Annotated in this window: 22 protein-coding genes and 1 tRNA gene; 14 read left to right on the top strand and 9 right to left on the bottom strand. The window is 62.0% G+C overall.

Features of this window, described 5'->3' with window-relative positions:
- Nucleotides 1-136: 136 nt before the first annotated feature.
- Nucleotides 137-1,360: an aminotransferase-like domain-containing protein gene (locus ACODR6_RS21825; RefSeq protein WP_489024433.1), complete on the top strand. Its 1,224-nt coding sequence runs from the start codon at nucleotides 137-139 to the stop codon at nucleotides 1,358-1,360.
- Between the two features lie 170 nt (nucleotides 1,361-1,530).
- Nucleotides 1,531-1,917, top strand: a complete 387-nt coding sequence (locus ACODR6_RS21830; protein ID WP_489024435.1) for a GNAT family N-acetyltransferase — start codon at nucleotides 1,531-1,533, stop codon at nucleotides 1,915-1,917.
- A 74-nt stretch (nucleotides 1,918-1,991) separates the two neighbouring features.
- Here ACODR6_RS21830 and ACODR6_RS21835 read toward each other — a convergent pair whose 3' ends face one another.
- Nucleotides 1,992-3,050 (bottom strand): aldo/keto reductase, encoded by a 1,059-nt coding sequence (locus ACODR6_RS21835; protein WP_489024438.1) that lies wholly within the window; start codon nucleotides 3,048-3,050, stop codon nucleotides 1,992-1,994.
- A 176-nt stretch (nucleotides 3,051-3,226) separates the two neighbouring features.
- Here ACODR6_RS21835 and ACODR6_RS21840 point away from each other — a divergent pair, with 176 nt between their 5' ends.
- The 7 genes from ACODR6_RS21840 (at nucleotide 3,227) to ACODR6_RS21870 (ending at nucleotide 10,054) form a co-directional block, all read left to right on the top strand.
- Nucleotides 3,227-4,207 carry an ABC transporter substrate-binding protein gene (locus tag ACODR6_RS21840; protein WP_489024440.1) on the top strand — a complete coding sequence of 327 codons (981 nt, stop codon included), beginning with the start codon at nucleotides 3,227-3,229 and terminating at the stop codon, nucleotides 4,205-4,207.
- A 17-nt stretch (nucleotides 4,208-4,224) separates the two neighbouring features.
- Nucleotides 4,225-5,919: an ABC transporter permease gene (locus tag ACODR6_RS21845; protein ID WP_203428596.1), complete on the top strand. Its 1,695-nt coding sequence runs from the start codon at nucleotides 4,225-4,227 to the stop codon at nucleotides 5,917-5,919.
- Complete coding sequence (locus ACODR6_RS21850; protein WP_489024442.1) at nucleotides 5,907-6,935, top strand: ABC transporter ATP-binding protein; 1,029 nt, start codon at nucleotides 5,907-5,909, stop codon at nucleotides 6,933-6,935. Before ACODR6_RS21845 ends, ACODR6_RS21850 begins: the two co-directional genes overlap by 13 nt.
- 73 nt (nucleotides 6,936-7,008) lie before the next feature.
- Nucleotides 7,009-8,118 (top strand): endonuclease/exonuclease/phosphatase family protein, encoded by a 1,110-nt coding sequence (locus ACODR6_RS21855; RefSeq protein WP_489024444.1) that lies wholly within the window; start codon nucleotides 7,009-7,011, stop codon nucleotides 8,116-8,118.
- A complete protein-coding gene (locus ACODR6_RS21860) occupies nucleotides 8,115-8,861 on the top strand; it encodes an NUDIX hydrolase (RefSeq protein ID WP_489024446.1) in 747 nt (248 codons plus the stop codon). The genes ACODR6_RS21855 and ACODR6_RS21860 overlap by 4 nt, the downstream gene beginning before the upstream one ends.
- Nucleotides 8,862-8,926: 65 nt before the next feature.
- Nucleotides 8,927-9,841, top strand: a complete 915-nt coding sequence (locus ACODR6_RS21865) for a PhzF family phenazine biosynthesis protein (protein ID WP_489024448.1) — start codon at nucleotides 8,927-8,929, stop codon at nucleotides 9,839-9,841.
- Between the two features lie 137 nt (nucleotides 9,842-9,978).
- Nucleotides 9,979-10,054 (top strand) — tRNA-Lys (locus ACODR6_RS21870).
- A gap of 79 nt (nucleotides 10,055-10,133) precedes the next feature.
- On the opposite strand, the gene ACODR6_RS21875 is transcribed toward ACODR6_RS21870, so the two are convergent.
- The 3 genes from ACODR6_RS21875 to ACODR6_RS21885 form a co-directional block, all read right to left on the bottom strand.
- The gene (locus tag ACODR6_RS21875) at nucleotides 10,134-10,442 is read right to left on the bottom strand and encodes a hypothetical protein (RefSeq protein WP_413709715.1); all 309 of its coding nucleotides are present in this window, start codon (nucleotides 10,440-10,442) and stop codon (nucleotides 10,134-10,136) included.
- An 86-nt stretch (nucleotides 10,443-10,528) separates the two neighbouring features.
- Nucleotides 10,529-11,233 (bottom strand): YoaK family protein, encoded by a 705-nt coding sequence (locus ACODR6_RS21880; protein WP_413709714.1) that lies wholly within the window; start codon nucleotides 11,231-11,233, stop codon nucleotides 10,529-10,531.
- A gap of 87 nt (nucleotides 11,234-11,320) precedes the next feature.
- Nucleotides 11,321-11,527 carry a hypothetical protein gene (locus ACODR6_RS21885; protein ID WP_489024451.1) on the bottom strand — a complete coding sequence of 69 codons (207 nt, stop codon included), beginning with the start codon at nucleotides 11,525-11,527 and terminating at the stop codon, nucleotides 11,321-11,323.
- 251 nt (nucleotides 11,528-11,778) lie between these two features.
- Between ACODR6_RS21885 and ACODR6_RS21890 the strand changes: the two genes are divergently transcribed.
- On the top strand, nucleotides 11,779-11,934 hold the full coding sequence (locus ACODR6_RS21890) for an entericidin (protein ID WP_112715273.1): 156 nt from the start codon (nucleotides 11,779-11,781) through the stop codon (nucleotides 11,932-11,934).
- A 39-nt stretch (nucleotides 11,935-11,973) separates the two neighbouring features.
- Here ACODR6_RS21890 and ACODR6_RS21895 read toward each other — a convergent pair whose 3' ends face one another.
- Complete coding sequence (locus ACODR6_RS21895) at nucleotides 11,974-12,378, bottom strand: hypothetical protein (protein WP_489024453.1); 405 nt, start codon at nucleotides 12,376-12,378, stop codon at nucleotides 11,974-11,976.
- A 310-nt stretch (nucleotides 12,379-12,688) separates the two neighbouring features.
- Between ACODR6_RS21895 and ACODR6_RS21900 the strand changes: the two genes are divergently transcribed.
- Nucleotides 12,689-12,877 carry a hypothetical protein gene (locus tag ACODR6_RS21900; RefSeq protein ID WP_112715269.1) on the top strand — a complete coding sequence of 63 codons (189 nt, stop codon included), beginning with the start codon at nucleotides 12,689-12,691 and terminating at the stop codon, nucleotides 12,875-12,877.
- A 3-nt stretch (nucleotides 12,878-12,880) separates the two neighbouring features.
- On the opposite strand, the gene ACODR6_RS21905 is transcribed toward ACODR6_RS21900, so the two are convergent.
- The 4 genes from ACODR6_RS21905 to ACODR6_RS21920 form a co-directional block, all read right to left on the bottom strand.
- The gene (locus ACODR6_RS21905) at nucleotides 12,881-13,117 is read right to left on the bottom strand and encodes a hypothetical protein (protein ID WP_112715267.1); all 237 of its coding nucleotides are present in this window, start codon (nucleotides 13,115-13,117) and stop codon (nucleotides 12,881-12,883) included.
- A 58-nt stretch (nucleotides 13,118-13,175) separates the two neighbouring features.
- On the bottom strand, nucleotides 13,176-13,406 hold the full coding sequence (locus ACODR6_RS21910; protein WP_112715265.1) for a hypothetical protein: 231 nt from the start codon (nucleotides 13,404-13,406) through the stop codon (nucleotides 13,176-13,178).
- Between the two features lie 71 nt (nucleotides 13,407-13,477).
- Nucleotides 13,478-14,413, bottom strand: coding sequence for a DMT family transporter (locus ACODR6_RS21915; protein WP_130278078.1), 936 nt, complete (start codon nucleotides 14,411-14,413; stop codon nucleotides 13,478-13,480).
- A gap of 110 nt (nucleotides 14,414-14,523) precedes the next feature.
- Nucleotides 14,524-14,784, bottom strand: coding sequence for a hypothetical protein (locus ACODR6_RS21920; RefSeq protein ID WP_489024456.1), 261 nt, complete (start codon nucleotides 14,782-14,784; stop codon nucleotides 14,524-14,526).
- 218 nt (nucleotides 14,785-15,002) lie between these two features.
- Here ACODR6_RS21920 and ACODR6_RS21925 point away from each other — a divergent pair, with 218 nt between their 5' ends.
- From ACODR6_RS21925 to ACODR6_RS21935, 3 genes are all read left to right on the top strand, one after another.
- Nucleotides 15,003-16,451, top strand: a complete 1,449-nt coding sequence (locus tag ACODR6_RS21925; protein WP_489024458.1) for an MFS transporter — start codon at nucleotides 15,003-15,005, stop codon at nucleotides 16,449-16,451.
- A gap of 275 nt (nucleotides 16,452-16,726) precedes the next feature.
- Nucleotides 16,727-17,782 (top strand): sensor histidine kinase, encoded by a 1,056-nt coding sequence (locus ACODR6_RS21930; RefSeq protein ID WP_112715257.1) that lies wholly within the window; start codon nucleotides 16,727-16,729, stop codon nucleotides 17,780-17,782.
- Between the two features lie 29 nt (nucleotides 17,783-17,811).
- The gene (locus ACODR6_RS21935) at nucleotides 17,812-18,363 is read left to right on the top strand and encodes a DUF924 family protein (RefSeq protein WP_489024461.1); all 552 of its coding nucleotides are present in this window, start codon (nucleotides 17,812-17,814) and stop codon (nucleotides 18,361-18,363) included.
- Nucleotides 18,364-18,453: the final 90 nt, after the last annotated feature.

The following is an 18,453-nucleotide window of genomic DNA, read 5'->3' on the forward strand; positions in this document are numbered from 1 at the left end:
TCCTCATCCGTGCTGCTTTCGAGGGCCAATTCGCCCAAACTTGTCACCGGGACAAGAAAATAGGTCAGTATTGTTGACATAAATTCTGTGCCGTGATGATCTGCCAGCACCACAAAAAGAGACTGAGGAAACCCCGATGCTGAACTGGGATGAAATGTTTGCGACGCGCTCGTCACGCATGCGCGCCTCCGAAATCCGTGAACTGCTGAAACTGCTCGATCAGCCCGATATCATCTCCTTTGCCGGCGGCATTCCGGATCCGGCGCTGTTTCCGGACAAGGAGTTCAAGGCGGCCTATGCCGGGATATTCGATGGCGGCGCGGTCAACTCGGCGCTGCAATATTCGGTCAGCGAAGGCTACAAGCCGCTGCGCGAATGGCTGGTGAAGCAGATGGCCGGTCTCGGTATTCCCTGCGAGGCCGAAAACGTCTTCATCGTCTCCGGTTCGCAGCAGGGCCTCGACTATCTCGGCAAGCTCTTCCTGTCGCCGAAGGATACGGCGCTGGTAACGTGGCCGACCTATCTCGGCGCGCTTCAGGCCTTCAACGCCTATGAGCCGTCCTATGACCAGCTGACGCCAAACGGCAACCGCACGCCGGAGAGCTACAAGGCGGCGGCCACGCAGAACGGCGGCAAGGTGAAATTCGCCTATCTCTCCGCCGACTTCTCCAACCCGACCGGCGAGACCGTCGATCGCGAGGGCCGCGAGAAGGTTCTGGCGCTGGCCGAAGATCTCGATATCGCCATCATCGAGGATGCTGCCTATCAGAATCTGCGTTACGACGGCCAGGCGATTCCGCCGATCTTGTCGCTTGAGATCGCCAAAAAGGGCCATATCAACGATACCCGCACGATCTATTGCGGCAGCTTCTCGAAGACGCTGGCGCCGGGCCTTCGCGTCGGCTTCATCGTCGCCAATGCCCCCGTTATCCGCAAGCTGGTGCTGATGAAGCAGGCGGCAGACCTGCATTCCTCGACGATCAACCAGATTGCCATCGCCGAAGTCGCCGAGCGCGGTTTCGATGCGCAGGTCGCCAAGATCAAGGCTGCCTATAGCCACCGCCGCGATGCGATGCTGGCAGCACTCGCCCGGCATATGCCTGATGGTGTCAGCTGGACGAAACCGGAAGGCGGCATGTTCATCTGGATCACGCTGCCGGAGGGCATGGATGGCGCGGCGCTGCTCGCCAAGTCGATCGAGACCACGCGCGTCGCCTTCGTTCCCGGCAAGGCCTTCTTCGCCGACGGCTCGGGCGCCAACACCATCCGCCTCAGCTTCTCCTGCGCCAACGATCAGATGATCGAGGACGGCATCGGTCGTCTCGGCAAGCTGGTCGCCGGTGAGATCGGCGCGCTTTAGGGCGAATAGTCTGCGTGATTGGTGCGACGCGACCTTTCGTCGGATGCCCGGTTGCATCGACTCGCCTCGCGTTGCATCTTCCCGCCGCTTCGGAAGGTTGAGGAACGACGATGAGCGGGATCAAGGTCAGGATGGCAACTCTGTCTGATGCCGAGTAGCTGGCGAGCCTGATGGCCGAACTGGGTTATCCGACAACCTCCGACAGAATGACCGCCCGAGTTGAGCGGCTGAGCGGCCGTGAGGACCACTCTATATTTGTCGCCGATGAAGACGGTGCAGTTGCCGGAATGATTGGCTTGTCCGTCTCTCCAACGCTCTACCGGGACGATCTTGATGGTGCCATCGTCGCGCTGGTCGTTTCCTCGAACTTCAGGGGAAGAGGCATTGCCGGATTGTTGGTCGCTCATGGCGAGCGCTGGCTCTATGACCGCGGCGCCCGCCTCGCGACGGTGAAACCCAACTCCCGCCGCGAAGACGCGCACCGCCTCTACAAGCGTTGCGGGTATGAACATACCGGGTTGAGATTTACGAAGGTTCTTGAAAGGCTCGGCGGATAGCGGTTCGCCATGTCTCGATAGCGCTGGTCGCACAGGAAATCGGCGCCTAAAAGGCGCCGATCATTCTCTGATTTTTACTGGTTCAGGTGCGGGGCGATCAGTTCGAGATCGGCCTCGCTCAGCCGGTCGCTCGCCGTATTGCGCTGGTGCCAGTAGGGGTAGAGGAGCGGGGGGACGCTGACGTCGTCGAGGCGCTTGCGCTCTTCGGCGGTCAGCTTCAGGTCTGCTGCGGCGAGATTGTCCTTGAACTGCGCTTCCGTGCGGCCGCCGATGATGACCGACGTGACCGTCCTGCGGCCGATCAGCCACGCGAGTGCCACCTGAGCTGCCGAGACGCCGCGGCTTTCGGCGATCGAGACCAGCGTATCGACGATATTCCACAAACGGTTCTCGTCGCGGATCGGCGGCTCGGGCCAGCCGGCGAACTGGCGGGTGCCCTCAGGCGTCGCCTGGTTGCGGCGGTGCTTGCCGGAGAGCAGGCCGGCGGCCAGCGGGCTCCAGACGAGGACGCCGAGGCCCTGGTCGATCGACACGGGCAGCAGCTCATATTCGGCATCGCGGGCTTCCACCGTGTAGTGGATCTGCTGGCTGACGAAGCGCTGGTAGTTATGCTCTCTGGAGACGCCGAGCGCCTTCATGATGTGCCAGCCGGAGAAGTTGGAGCAGCCGATATAGCGGACCTTGCCCTGGCGCACGAGCGTATCGAGCGCTTCCATGGTCTCCTCGACCGGTGTCTGGCCGTCCCATTCATGCAGCTGGTAGAGGTCGATGACATCGGTCTTCATGCGGCGAAGGCTGGCTTCGCAGGCCTCGATCAGGTGCTGGCGCGAGGAGCCGACATCGTTCGGCCCGTCGCCCATGCGGAAGCGGGCCTTGGTGGCGAGCATGACGCCGTTCTTGCGCTTGCCGCCGAGCACTTCGCCGATGATCTCCTCGGAGGCGCCGGCCGAATAGACGTCGGCGGTATCGATCAGGTTGACGCCGGCATCGAGGCAGAGATCGACGAGGCGGCTGGCTTCGGCCACATCCTGGCTGCCTGTCGCCTTCGCCCAGCCGACGCCGCCGAAGGTCATGGTGCCCATGGTCACGGTTGAAATCTTCAGGCCGGAACGGCCAAGCAGACGATATTCCATTATCCTCTCTCCCAAATTTAAACGGAAACGCGCAATCTGCCGCAAACAAATAGCGGCTCGGCGTCATGGTCAAGCGCAGATGGCGGTCTTCGACGCGGCATCTTTAGCCGACTGTCACAATCATGTTATTCGGCCTGTCTATGGAACGGCTAACTTTCACGCTCAGGGATATCACCATGAAGAAGAAGCTCTCCGCTCTCGCTGCGCTGATCGCGGCCGGTCTCGTCTCCGTTTCCGCCCATGCCGGCAACCTGGTGCTCTATACCAGCCAGCCGAACGAAGACGCGCAGGCGACCGTCGACGGCTTCATGGCCGCCAACCCCGATATCAAGGTCGATTGGGTGCGCGACGGCACGCCGAAGATCATGGCCAAGCTGCAGGCCGAGATCGAGGCCGGCAATCCGGTTGCTGACGTTCTGTTGATCGCCGACACCGTGACGCTCGAGCGTCTCAAAGAAGCCGGTAAGCTGATGGCCTACAAGTCGCCGGAAGCCGCCAATTACGATGCGGCGCTCTATGACGCCGACGGCTACTATTATTCGACCAAGCTGATCACCACCGGCATCATGTACAACACCTCGGCCTCGATGAAGCCGACGAGCTGGAGGGACCTGACCAAGCCGGAAGCCAAGGGTCTCGTCACCATGCCGAGCCCGCTGACCTCTGGTGCTGCGCTGATCCATGCACAGACGCTCGCCGGCGTTTCCGGTCTCGGCTGGGATTACTACAAGGCGCTCGCCGATAACGGCGCGACGGCTGCCGGCGGCAACGGCGCCATTCTGAAGGCCGTCGCCTCGGGCGAAAAGGCTTACGGCATGGTCGTCGACTACATGCCGATCCGCGAAAAAGCCAAGGGCGCGCCGGTCGAGTTCGTCTTCCCGGAAGAAGGCGTTTCTGCGGTGACCGAGCCGGTCGGCATCCTCGCCAGCGCCAAAAACGCCGATGCGGCCAAGAAGTTCGTCGACTACGTTCTCTCCGAAAAAGGCCAGGAAGGCTTCCTGAAACTCGGCTATATTCCGGCCCGCAACGGCATGAAGCTGCCGGAAGGCTTTCCGGCGCGCGACAGCATCAAGGTGCTGCCGATCAATGCCGCCGAGGCGCTGAAGAATACGGATCAGGATCTGAAGACCTTCTCGGGTATCTACGGGTCGAATTGATCGAAACCGGATAGTCGATGCAGGGTTACGTTCGTCCGGGAAACAGCCAGCCTGCCTGGCTGTTTCCCTTTATCATTCTGGTGGTGCTTGTTCTGAGCGTCCTGCCGCTGGCGCGGCTGGCGGTGGCAGGCATCGCTGCGCTGTCGAATGGCGGGGCAGGGGCGGTGCTCGGCGACCCGGCGCTCTGGTCGGCGACCTATTATACGCTGGTGACGGCGGTGTTCGGGACCATCATCTCGCTCGTCATCGGCTGCGCTTTCGCCTTCCTGCTGACGCTGACGGATATCCGCGGCAAGGGGCTGATCAGCTTCCTGTTCGTGCTGCCGATGATGATCCCGCCGCAGGTGACGGCGCTTGCCTGGGTGCAGATGTCAGGGCCATCGAGCCCGCTTCTGAAGGCGCTGCATATCGCGCCGCCGCTCGGAACGCCGCAGCCGCTCTACTCGGTCGGCGGCATCGCGCTGCTCTACGGCGTCCAGCATGCGCCGCTCGTCTATCTCGCATTGAGGGCCGGGCTGATGAGCCTGCCGCGCGATGGCGTCGAGGCGGCCAGGCTTTCCGGCGCTTCCAGCCTGCGGGTGTTTCGCGACATCATCGTGCCGCTATCACTGCCCGGTGTCATCGCGGGTGCGGCGATCTCCTTCGTCTCCTGCACCGGCAATTTCGGCATTCCGGCGATCCTCGGCATTCCGGCCTCGATCTATACGCTGCCGACGCTGATCTTCTCGAAATTCTCGGCCTTCACCAGCCGCACTTTCGGGGACGTGGCGCTGCTCTCGGCGATCATCGCGCTGATCTCGGTCGCGGGTCTCGCCATCCAGGAGCGGGCGCTTCGCGGGCGCGATTACCGGGTGCTTGGGCTCTCCGGGGCGACGGCAGCCTTCGAGCTCGGCGGCTGGCGCCACATTTTCACGCCGCTGCTCTGGATCGTGCTGTTCTTCATGCTGGCGGCGCCGTTCTTCGCGCTGGTCGCGGGCGCGCTGGTTCCGGCATACGGCGTGCCGCTGACCTTCAAGACCATGTCCTTTCACGCTTTCTCGGAAATCCTGTTCCGCCAGACGATCACCCGCACTGCCTTCGTCAATTCGCTGTCGCTGGCGGTGGGTGCTGCCCTGTGTCTCCTGGTGGTGACCGTGCTTGCCGCCTATGCGCTCAGCCGGCGGCGGGATCTCTTGGCGCGGCTGGTTTCGAGCGCGATCGAGATACCCTATTCGCTGCCCGGCATCGTCATTGCCGTATCCTTCATTCTGGTCTTTGCGGCGCCGCTGCCGGTTGTCAACGTCACGCTTTACGGCACGGTCTGGATCATTCTCGTTGCTTATCTCTCGAGCTTCTTCGCCGTCAGCCTGAAGCCCGTCGTCAGCGCCTTCCACCAGTTGGATCCGGCGCTGGAAGAGGCTGCGCGTCTTGCGGGAGCCGGCTTCTTCCGGCGGCTTGCCGATATCATCGTGCCGCTGATCGCGCCTGCTGCCGGCGCCTCCGTCATCCTCGTCTTCCTGATTGCCTGCAACGAGCTGACGATTTCGGCGCTGCTCTGGTCGGCGGGGACGCAGACGCTGGGTGTCGCGATCTACAACCTCGACGACAGCGGCAGTTCGGATCTCGCTTCGGCGCTCTCCGTGCTGGTCGTGCTGATGGTCGTTTTCATGATGCTGCTTCTGGAACTGATGGCAAAGCGGCTGCCCAAGGGAGTGGTGCCGTGGCGAAACTGACGCTCAATCAGGTCAGCAAGGATTTCGGCACCGGGCGTGCGGCCGTCAGCGGTCTTTCGCTCGATGTGCGCGACGGCGGCTTTCTGGCGCTGCTCGGCCCCTCAGGCTGCGGCAAGACGACGGTTCTGAGGATGATCGCAGGCTTCGAGACGCCGACGGATGGTTCGATCCATCTCGGCGAGCGGCTGCTTGCCGATGCATCGCAATCGCTGCCGCCGGAGCGGCGCAACATGGCGATGGTCTTCCAGTCCTACGCGCTCTGGCCGCATATGAGCGTTGCCGACAATGCCGGATATCCGCTGAAGGTGCGCGGCGTGAAGGGCGAGGCCTACCGCAGCAAGGTGCGCGAGGCGCTGGCGACGGTGCGGCTCAGCGATTATGCGGACCGGCGCCCCGCAGATCTCTCCGGCGGCCAGAGGCAGCGCGTGGCGCTGGCCCGCTGCCTGGTGACATCGCCCGATGTCGTGCTGCTTGACGAGCCGCTCGCCAATCTCGACCGGCACCTGAAGCAGGAGATGGAAGAGACGTTCCGCGAGTTCCATCAGCGCTCCGGCGCGACGATGATCTATGTGACGCACGACCAGAGCGAGGCGATGGCGCTGGCGACCGACGTTGCCGTGATGTCGGAAGGGCGGCTGCTGCAGGTGGCGGCGCCTGCCGAAATCTATGCGCGGCCGGAGGGGCGGATGGTTGGCGGGTTGATCGGCCGTGGTGCTATCTTGCGTCTTGCATCACCGCTTGGTGATAAGCGCGCGCTTGATTGGGACGTGATGCGTGCGGCGCTGGAGACTACCGGTACGGGCGGTGACATGAGCGATATCCTCGTGCGGCCCGAGGATGTGGTGATCGGCGGGGAGGGCGTTCCCGCTCTCGTCGACAGCGTGCTCTATGAGGGCGAGCGCTATGCGGTGAAGCTGTTGCTTGGCGATGGCCAAGTTCTCCGCGCCTTCAGCCGCGAACGGGTTTCGGGGGGCGATAACGTGATGGTGGCGGTGCGCTCGGCCTGGCGGCTCTGATCGGGCTTCGGCCTTCACGAACGCAATTTTCGCCTGTACCAATGGCGAAGCAGCATGCAAACGGGAATGCCTGATGTCGCTTCGCCTCGCTACCTTCAATGTCGAAAATCTGATGACGCGTTTCGACTTCACCGGCTTTCGCAACCAGCTGCGCCAGGACCGGGTCATTCAGCTCTTCGAGGTGCGCAACGAGGGCGTCTACCAGCAGCTGGAGCAGGCGCGCGTGATCGCGGCGACCGACGATACACGGCAGATGACGGCCTTGGCGATCGCCGATGCCGATGCGGATATCCTCTGCCTGCAGGAAATCGACAACATGGCGGCGCTGCAGGCCTTCGAATACGGCTATCTGTTCCGCATGGTCGGCAATGGTTACCGGCAGAAATATCTGGTCGAGGGCAATGACAGCCGCGGCATCGACGTTGCCGTGCTGATGCGCGAGGAGACGCGCGACGGACGCAAGATCGAGCTTCGCGACATCAAGAGCCATGCGATGCTGACCTATCGCGATCTCGACCTGTTCGACGAGACGCTGGGCCAGAATGCCCATATCGACGACAAGATCTTCAAGCGCGACTGCCTGGAGCTCGACCTCCTGATCGGCGGCGTGCCCTTCACGCTCTATGTCGTGCATTTCAAATCGATGGGCAGTCCGCGCGACGGGCTGGACGGGCGGCAGGCGACGATGCCGGTTCGCCGCGCCGAGGCGCGCGCCGTGCGCCGGATCATTGAGAACCGCTTCGGCGCCGGGGAGACCGCCACGAAGAATTTCGCCATCTGCGGCGACATGAACGACTATCAGGAACGCGTCGACGTGATCGGCACGCGCCGCACCGGCTATCGGTTCGAGCACAAGAACGAGGCCGAGAGCGCGCTCGACGTTTTCAGCCATGACGGTTTTGCCGAGAATGTCATGCGCCGCCGCGACGAAATGGATCGCTGGACGCTCTACCACGCCCGCGGGCCTCAGGAGCAGTGGCTCTGCCAGCTCGATTATATCTGGCTGTCTCCGGCGCTAGCCAGCGTCAATGCCGGGCGCCAGCCCGAAATCATCCGCCACGGCCAGCCTTTCCGCACCGTCTTTCCGCCGGGCCAGGAAGTCGAGCGCTATCCGCGCACCGGCTGGGACAGGCCAAAGGCGTCCGACCATTGCCCTGTAGTCATGACACTGGATTTGACATGAACTCGATATTTTCAGAGGAATTTGCCGGCTGGCCGCCGGAGCAGACCGTATTTCCCGTTGCCAAGATCGACCTTCGCGTTCTCGACGGCGAGCATCCCTACCGGATATCCAGGCGCGACGAGATCGCCGCCAACTGGGAGGCCGAGGTGAAGGCCAATCCGGCGCTTTTCGACGGGCGCATGGTGTTTCAGCACCGGCTGGCATTCGGCGAGGATGGGATCAGGGGGCAGGGATACGTGATCCCGTTCTCGACCTTCATGTACTGGCGGCGCCAACAGGACCGGACGGGCGGCATGCACCTGTTCGCCTATCCTGTCATCGAAGCCTCCGACAATGCGCTGGTGGCGATCCGCATGGGCGCGCATACCGCCAATCCCGGCCAGGTCTATTTCGCTGCGGGTTCGCTGGAGCCCGAGGATATCGCATCCGGCGTCTGCGACCTCGAATTCAACATGCGCCGCGAGGTGCTGGAGGAGACCGGTCTCGATCTCGCCCGCTCGACGCCGGGCAACAGCTACTATGCCAGCCGCTTCCGCCGCACCGTCACCGTCATGCGGCTGTATCGTTTCGATCTGACTGCGGACGAGATCGTCGAGCGGATCGCGGCGCATATGCTGGTGGCCGAAGACAAGGAAATCGCCGGTGCCGTGGCGATCCGCTCGGCCGACCACTCGGCCTATCCGTATAACGTCGCCATGCTGCCGGTCATCGATTGGTATTTTGGTAATCCAGACAAAACCTAAAACCTTGCACTCGTTTCGCCGGTCGGGCAGGTTGGCGGTTCGATGACCGATTCAAGGAGGCCGATGTGGCGCGCAGCTACAGCGTCTACGATGTGTTCACCGACCGCAAGCTCGCCGGCAATCCGCTGGCCGTCATCTTCGACGGCGAGGAGCTGAGCGACGAGGCGATGCAATCGATCGCCCGCGAAACGAATCTGTCGGAGACCGTCTTCGTCCAGAAGTCGGCCAATCCCGCCTATAGCGCCAGGATTCGCATCTTCACGCCGGGCCGAGAGCTGCCTTTTGCCGGTCATCCGACCGTGGGTACCGCGATCGCGCTCGCCGAGCGCACGCATGGCAGCGATGCGACGCTCGATCTCGTCTGCGTGCTGGAAGAAAATGTCGGGCCGGTGCGCTGTGCGGTGCGGCTGCGCGAGGGCGTCGCGAGTTTTGCCGAATTCGATCTGCCGCGCAAATCGCAGCAGATCGCCATGCCGCTCGAGAAGCTCGGTATCGCCAACGCGCTGTCGCTGAAGGTGACGGAGGTCGGATTCGAGAATCACGTTCCATCGATCTGGAGCGCCGGCGTGCCGTTCCTGCTCGTGCCGATCCGTGACGTCGGTGCGGCCCAGCGCATGGAGTTCGATCCGCAGCTTTGGGAAAAGACGGTGCCCTTCGTCGATGGCGCGCTGGCTTCGGCCTATATCTACTGCCGCGGCGGGGTGAACCATTCGGCGAAGTTTCATGCGCGGATGTTTGCGAGCGGAATGGGGATCGTCGAGGACCCGGCGACCGGTTCTGCGGCGGCTGCACTCTCCGGAGCGATTCACCATTTCGACCGTCTGCCTGATGGTCATCATCCGATCACCATCGAACAGGGTGTGGAAATGGGCCGTCCCTCGATTATCCACCTTCACATGGATGTCGAGGCTGGAGCGATCTCAAACGCCCGGATTGGCGGCCAGGCAGTGCGTTTGGCCACGGGTTCGCTCGACCTTTGATTTCATTGCATTTCAGCCATGCAGAAAAAAATCGAAGAATTTTTCGAGGGGCGCTAGACAAGGTCGAATATCCTGTTTATACGCCCCCTCACACCGCGCCGAGAGGCACGGGACACCGAGCGGAAACGCAAGGGAATGGGTGATTAGCTCAGTTGGTAGAGCAGCTGACTCTTAATCAGCGGGTCGTAGGTTCGAGCCCTACATCACCCACCATCTTCTTCTTGAAAAGATTGAAGATAAAGCGCCGCAGCGCCCCACCAGGGGCGCTGCGCTTTTGCGTTTTGGAAGGCCGCTAACGCGGGAATTTGTTGTAGAAAGATTCCGGATCGTAGACGCAGGCGTAGTCGAGAACGCATTGCTTTCCGGTGGCGTCCCTGAGGCTCGTGGTCGCCCATTTGTCGCCCAGCCGGCACTGCGATGGCGGGTGGCGGAAACTGCGGCCGCCGATGCCGATCCGAACGAAGACGGCCGGATTCTGGCGGATGATTTTCGCGAGTTCGTTGCAGGTGTGGTCGCGGGCCTTGACCTCGATGGCATCCAGGGCGAAGGCGGCCGACGGCAAAAGCACCGCGGCGGCGAGTGCGGCGATAACGATCTTCATATGCGGATTCCCTCTCATGCGCGGCGGCAGGAATTGTCTCTGGCCTCCATCATCAGATGGTTGCGTTTTCCGGCCAGACAAGCCCGTCAGCGCGCGATCGCGGTGCGTCTGATGTAGCGGGCGCAGAGAGCCAGCAGGATGACGCTGAAGGCGCAGAATACGCTTCCGCCCGCCGCCTTGTATCCGAGCACGCCAGCGACGCCGCCAAGCAGGAAAAACAGCACTGTCGCAGCATGCAACGTCAGGCGGCGGACGATCTGCGGGCGCTCGGGTGCGGCCTTGCCGCCGATCAGCAGCGCGAGACCGACGCCGATATCTGTGGCGATGCCGGAAACATGGGTGGTGCGCACGCGGCTGCCGGAGATACGTGTCGATGCAGCGTTCTGGATGCCCATGGTGAAGCTGAGGAGCCCGGCGATGGTGATGCCGTTCGCGGCCGGTCCGGCGCTGCCGGCATAGAGCCCCACGGCGAGCAATAGCGCTGCTTCGGAGAGCAGCGTCAGGGCATAGATATTGGCAAGCCGCCGCTGCTTGCCGATCTCGATGAAGAGCGAGGCGCTGAAGGCACCGAGAACGAACATCACGACAATCATCAGGAAGGCGAGAGCAGCGCTGAACTCGCGGACCGACATGTGATCGGAGATCATCGAGACATTGCCGGTCATGTTGGCGGAGAAATAGCCGAAGGCGAGGAAGCCCGCGCTGTTGACGCCGCCCGCCACAAAGGCGAGCACGGCTGCGAGAAGAAGATCGATCTTGGATGTGCGGCTATCGCCTTCGTGGACCAGCATATCGGGGAAGCTCGCTGAAACGCCTTGAGAGCCCTCAGTCAGCCGTGAGTCTGCGATTGGCGCAAGCCGTGAAAATCATGGGGCAGATCAGGCGAAGATCCGCGCATCGGCGCGGGCGGCGTCTTCCTGGCGGTATTCCCAGCCATCAGGGGTGATGCGGCGCCAGGTGGGCCGTCCATCGCTCGTATAGCTGCCGTCGATCGATTTGCGGGGCGGGAAGGGCGCGGCACACTGGTGCCAGATATAGCTGTTCGGCGGTGGTGGATTCAAAAACCTGGTCAATCGCTTCAACATGGCGAACCCCGAGGGTGGTGAGGCCCGCCGCGTTAGGGGTGAGGCGGGCCTTTGAACAGGAGGACATACGCAAAACTGACGCCTCGTCATGGTTGTAGCATTGATGTCGGAAAATCCAGCGTGACACGGGCGTGACATTGGCATTTGCGCGGTTACGTTGAATAAATCGTAGCGAAGCTGCGGCCGCTATTGATTTCGGCACAGTTGGTAACATCTTCATCCCATTGCCAGTTTCGACACAGGGGATATCAATGCCGAAGTCCGCCCTCGCTTTTGTCTGCCTTTCCGCTCTTCTTTTGTCCTCCTGCGGGAATACCGCCTGGGGTCTGAAGAAGGACGGCCAGGATGCGAGCCATGCCATGGACAATGCCACGCATCGCGTTCTCTCGGCCGGTGCCAAGAAGTAGCGCCGCCCGGCCTGCAGGCGGCGCCTTTCGGGCTGCCGCCTAGCGCATCGGCTGCGGCGTCGGCGCGCTGATGGTGCTCTTCGACGAGAACAGCACGAAGGCAAACAGCAGCACGCCCACAAAGACGATCAGCGAGGAGACGGCGACGAGCGGTTCCATCGCCATATTGCCTTCGAGCATCATGTAGAGCGACGGCACCATGATCACGACGCCGGCCGTATAGATGTAATACTGGATCATCGCGATACGGCGCTCGGCCTTGGCCGGGTTCAGCGCGTAATAGACGCCGAACAGCGCCATGCTGACCCATCCCAAGAGATTACAGTGCGCATGCGCGCCGATCACCGTATGATCTTCCGATATCGCCATCTTCAGCCCGATGCCGATACCGATGATGAAGAAGATGATCGCGGTTTTGAAGTAAAGTTCAGCTAGACGTGGCATGATATTTCCCCTCCGTTCGTCTGCAATCAAGACTAGCACTTGTTGCGATCCGGGAAAATGCATGCTTTTCTATGAGGAGCTGCTGACGTTTCTTTCCATAAAAAGAAACCCCGCCGGGGGCGGGGCAGCTGGGGAAGTGAGAGTAAAGCGATCTCCATCGCACGATATGAAATAGGGCGGCACGCTTTGCCGGCTACCCCTCATGAGCAGAAATTCCGTGTCCGGTTATGGTTAATTTTTTAACTATATCGGCAGTAGGGTGGAACGGAAGCGAGCTGCTTGCCGTTGTGGCAGCGAACTGGAGGAAACGATGATCTTCAAAATCTTTGCTGCCAAACCCGAAGTCGAAACCGCCGACACCGGCACCTTTGCCGATGGGCATTTCGAAACCCAGCGCATCGACGTCAGCAGCCGGCGTGATGGCCGTTACCGTTCCTCGCACGAGCGTGACTATGGTCCGGGACGCAAGATTGCCGAGGTTCCGCTCGGTCTCGCCTGATCGTCAGGCGGTCTTTTCCGTCAGTGCCCGGAAGGCGAATTTCCGGTTGCACTCACATCTGATGATATAGGTCTCCTGAAAATTGGAGGCCTTTTCCTCGAAGAAGCCGCGCGGCATCTCGTCGATCAGAAATGCCGGATGCTTGCGCGTCGGGTGATCGTCCTCAGAGACCTCTGCGATACCGGTATTGCCGCATTGCGGGCAGGTTAGCTTCTTCGAAAAGCGGTCGCGTGCGGCCATTTCATTTCCTTCCAGATTCACCCGGTCATACAGGCGAACGGCTTTCCAGGAAAGCCGCTCAGGGTGCTGGCGTCTCGATATGCTGTGGTTTCGGCGTCGATCCCGTCGTTGCCGGATCGGGTCCGGGCGATATGGCGACCGTGCCTGCAATGATGACCGCGACAATGGCGCCGGCGATCCCGAAGGTCCAGATCAGCCAGCTGCGGCGCTCCTGCTCGTAGATACGCTGTTCCTCCTCGGCGGGAGAAATATAGGGTTGCCGGCCCTCGGTCCTGTTTTTGTCAGCCATGAAAACTCCGTGCTTTTAGGGGGAACAGGCCGATGCCCGGATTGTTCCCGCCACGGAGCTTCAAAACCGGCTCAGTCGGTGGCGACCGTCGTGACCGCAGGCGCCTGGTTGTCGGAGGAGACGACGGCCGTCGGCAGCGGCGTCCCGCGCTTGCGTTCGCGCACCAGAGTCAGCAGGCCGGAGCAGATGATCAGCGCGATGCCGCCTGCCATCGGCAGGTCGATCGTGTCGTCGAAGATCAGGTAGCCGAAGGCGATCGCCCAGATCATCTGGCTATATTGCGGCGGGGCCACGAGATTGGCCGGAGCGAGGCGGGCGGCGGTCATCAGCAGCACGTTGCCGATCGCGCCGAGAATGCCGTAGCTCGCAATGAAGAACCATTCGCGTGCCGTTGGGATGGCGATGTTGGAGACCATCAACAGACCGCTGACGATCAGTGTGCCCAGGAGGCCTGCGCCATAGAGCGACAGGCGCTTTTCCGCCGGACCCATGGCGCGCAGGATGACGATCGAAATCGCGGCGCTGATGCCGCCGATCGCGGCTGCCAGATGGCCGACGGAGAGTTCGCGAAAGCCCGGGCGCAGCACGATCAGCACGCCGATGAAGCCGACGATGACTGCCGTCCAGCGCTGCCAGCGGACATCTTCTTTCAGGAAGATCACCGAGAGGATGGTGACGAAGGAGGGGAGCAGGAACAGCAGGCAGAAGGCTTCCGCCATCGGCAGCTTGGTGAAGGTGATGATCGAGGCGATGGCGCCGATCGCGCCGCAGGCAAAGCGCAGCATCCAGAGAGTGCGGTTCGAGGTCTTTACCAGATCCGTCCAGCTGTCATCCTTGCCCTTGATGAAGGGGAGGACAACGATGCCGAAAGCGCAGCCGAGAAAGGCAATCTGATAGGCGGGGATCGCACCGTGGAGGATCTTGATCGACGCGTCGCTGAAGGCAAAGACGGCGTAGGCCGCGAACGCGACGAGGACGCCGCGAAGCGGCGAGGCAGAGGAGGGCATGACATAGAATCGCGTGAGAGGGATCGCAGCCTTCCATACGCGGGAAATGCCGCCCCAGGCAGGGGCGGCGGCGAATAGCTGCCATGCCGTTTCGGCGGTGCTGTCTGCGCTCAGCGGGCCTCGCTGCGCAGCTGGGCGCCATATTCGCGGTAGATGCTCAGGCAGTCGGTATAGCTCAGCGTGCCGTTATCGCCATAGACGATATGGACGCTCGAGGCGTCGGTTGCGGCTTGCTCGACGACGAAGAGAATGGCGTCGCCGAGCGATTTGCCCTTGATCGGCAGGTCGCTGCCATCTTCCTTGGTCATTCCTTCGACGGTGGCTGCAATCTTGCGATGGCTGAAAACGGCGCGTCGGTCTTCCGGCGTCATGAAAATGTCCTCAATCGAAAAGGGGGCGATTTGCCCTTACGATCGATGAAACGCCCGGCGGGGCATTTTGTGCCAAAGAGAGTGAACCGATCACGCAAGATTTGACCTTTCCGAAGCCGGATAACGGGCGTATGCACGGTCATCCCCTTTTTGCCGGCCGGTCCGCCCCGGGCCATCCACCGCCGGCGCCACGGAATCGCAATCGCATTGGCTTCTCGATGACCCCGGCTGACATCACAGACAAGATCGACGACGCGGCAAGCGCCCGCCAGGCGAAGATCGTCGCGCTGGTGGTTGCCGTTTCCTTCTTCATGCAGATCCTCGACGGCACGATCGTCGCCACGTCGCTGCCGCAGATGGCGGCAAGCTTCGGGGTGCAGCCGGTGTCTATGAGCATCGGCATCACCGTCTACATGCTGACCGGCTCCGCCTTCATTCCGCTGTCTGGATGGCTCGGCGACCGCTTCGGCGCGCGGCGTATCTTCCTGATTTCGATCGCCGTCTTTACCGGCGCCTCGTTGCTTTGCGGCCTTTCCGGCAGCCTGACGCAGTTCATCATCGCCCGCGCCATCCAGGGCGCAGGCAGCGCGCTGATGACGCCGGTCGGGCGGATCATTGTGCTGAAGAACGCGCGGAAATCCGAACTGGTCCAGGCGATCGCGCTGATCACCTGGCCGGCGCTGACGGCGCCGGTCGTCGGCCCTGTGCTCGGCGGGTTCATCACCACCTATGCCAGCTGGCACTGGAACTTCCTGATCAACATTCCGATCGGCCTGATCGGTCTCTTCCTGGTGATGCGCTTCGTGCCGGAGCAGAAGGAAGAGGAAGCAGGCAGGCTTGATATCCTTGGCTTCATCCTCAGCGCTCTGGGCTTGACGCTGCTGCTGACGGCGCTGGAGATTTCGGTCAAATGGCATGGCGGGATGCTGCCCGTCGCCGCGATGTTCGCCGGCGGCGTGCTGTTTTCCTACCTCGCGACGCGCCACTTCCTCGTTGCGCAAAACCCGCTGCTCGATCTGTCCGCCTTCAAGGTGCAGACCTTCGCGCTCTCGACGCTCTATGCCGGAACGGCCTGCCGCGTGGCGATCAATGCGACGCCGTTTCTGCTGCCGCTGCTTTTCCAGCTCGGGTTCGGGATGAGCTCGATTGCGGCGAGCGCCTACCTGCTCGTCTACTTCCTCGGCAATCTCGGGATGAAGACGGTGACGACGCCGCTGCTGGCGATCTTCGGCTTCCGCAACGTGCTGGTGTTCAACGGCCTGATCGCGGCGGGCTCGATCATCGTCTGCGGTTTCTTCACCGAGAGCACGCCGCAGGTGCTGATCTATGCCATGCTGTTCATCGCCGGTCTGTCGCGCTCGATGGAATTCACTGCGCTCAATACGCTGGCCTTTGCCGATATCAATTCGGCGCAGCGCAGCTCCGCCTCGACACTGTCGAGCATGCTGCAGCAGGTATCGCTGCTGCTCGGTGTTGCTGTCGCAGCGGCAGCACTCAACATTTCGGCGGCCTTCCGTGCAGCGCCGGAGCCGGAGCTTTCGGACTTCCGCTGGGCGTTTCTGACCGTCGGGCTGATCGGCATCGTGTCCTGCCTGCGGTTTGCCAAGCTGCCGCCGGAGGCGGGTGCCGAGGTTTCGAAGCACCGGCGATACTCAAAAAAAGTCTGATTGCGATGGAACCATTTGGACTTACCGGCGTTTATCGCGCGGGTTAGTGCGTCCTCTTGTGTCTTTTCATTCTTAATCGCGCCTTGGCGGATACTACCGCAAGGTGAAGGTACATTGCAGATGGTGTCGTTTGAAATTCGACGGTCGATATATTTCCGGGGACGGGGCGGATTTGCTGCTGTTTGCGCACGATGACCGATACAATACGACAATCCAGAGCAGACGATTCGGCCGCCAGGCAGCCACGTTGCTGCGAGGCAGAGTCCGGAGGCGGAATGGGTGACGACACGGTCGATGCGGGCAAGACGATCCGCATCCTCTACATCGATGACGACGATGCGCTCGCAATGCTGATGCGCCGCAATCTGTCCAGGCGCGGTTTTACCGTCGAATGGGCGGAAGACGGCGCGACAGGGCTGAAGCGTGTTGCCGAAGGCGGCATCGATGCGGTTATCCTCGATCACTTCCTCAAGGCCGAAACCGGGCTCGACATCCTGCCGAAGCTGATGGAACTGCCGGATCATCCGCCCGTCATCTACGCCACCGCGTCCGGTGATACGAGCGTTGCCGTCGCCGCCCTGAAGGCGGGGGCTGACGATTACGTTTTGAAGGGCATCTCGCACGACTATTTCGATCTTCTGGCCGCCGCCCTCGAACAGGGGCTGGAGCGGGCACGCTTCCGCCGCGAGACGGCGCAGGCGCAGGAAGTGATCCGCCAGCAGCGTGACCATGCCGAAATGCTGCTCGCCGAAGTCAATCACCGCATCGCCAACAGCCTCGGCCTCGTCGGCGCGCTGATCCGCATGCAGTCGTCGATGACGACGGACCAGGTGGCGATCGACGCGCTGCAGGAAACGCAGATGCGCATCAACGCGATCGCCAGCGTCCACCGCCGCCTATATACCAACCGCCAGGTCGGTACTGTGCAGATCGACGAATATCTCGGCAGCCTGCTGACCGAGCTCGAGGCGTCGATGCGCGACGACAAGCGGCCGCACCGGGTGGTGCTGGCGGCAAAGCCGGTCAATCTGGCGACCGACAAGGTCATCACGCTCGGCCTCATCGTCAGCGAGCTCGTCACCAATGCCTTCAAATACGCCTATGGCGACGGCATCGAGGGCGAGGTTCGCGTCATCATCGACCAGACCGACGATCTCCTGCGCGTCATCGTCGAGGATGATGGTGCCGGTTTCGATCATGCCGGTCCGGCAAAGGGCACGGGTCTCGGCACGAAGATCCTGACGGCGATGGCCGCTAGCCTGAAATCCGAGCTCGGCTACGACAGGGAACATCGTGGCACGCGGGCAACGCTTGTCTTCTCGATCGGCTGAGCGGCTGACGAAGCGCCGGGGAGGGACGCTTGGCTAAAATCTGTACGCCTGACGAGGTGCTGCGCTTCTGGCTGGAAGAATGTGGCCGTGACATGTGGTTCCGGTCGTCGCTGGCGCTGGACGAGCAGATCATGGCGCGGTTTCGCGACACGCATCTGACGCTTGCCGGCGGCGGCGTCGAGACGTGGCGGGCGACGCCCGAGCAGCGTCTGGCCGCGATCATCGTCCTCGACCAGTTTCCCCGCAATATCTACCGCGCCACGCCGCTTGCCTTCGCGACCGATGCGCTGGCACTGCGGGAGGCGAAGCTCGCGATCGAGGCGGGCGCGGACAAGGCGATTGCGGCGGCGCATCGCTGCTTTTTCTACATGCCATTCGAGCATTCAGAAGTGCGGGCCGAGCAGGATCGCTCGGTGGCGCTGTTCGAAGAGCTGGGTGACGCCGAATATGCCGATTACGCGCGGCGTCACCGCGAGGTGATCGTCAAGTACGGGCGCTTTCCGCATCGCAATGCGATCGTCGGGCGCAGTTCGAGCGAGGCGGAGCTCGCCTATCTCGCGCAGCCCGGCTCCGGCTTCTGACCGGGCATTTTCACATCCGCCTTTCTGTCGCCTTTCTTTGCGATAAGAAGCGGCCTCATTGATTGATAGAATCCTGCGGGGATATTTTGC

This window comes from Rhizobium sp. FG96 (genome assembly GCF_057808655.1).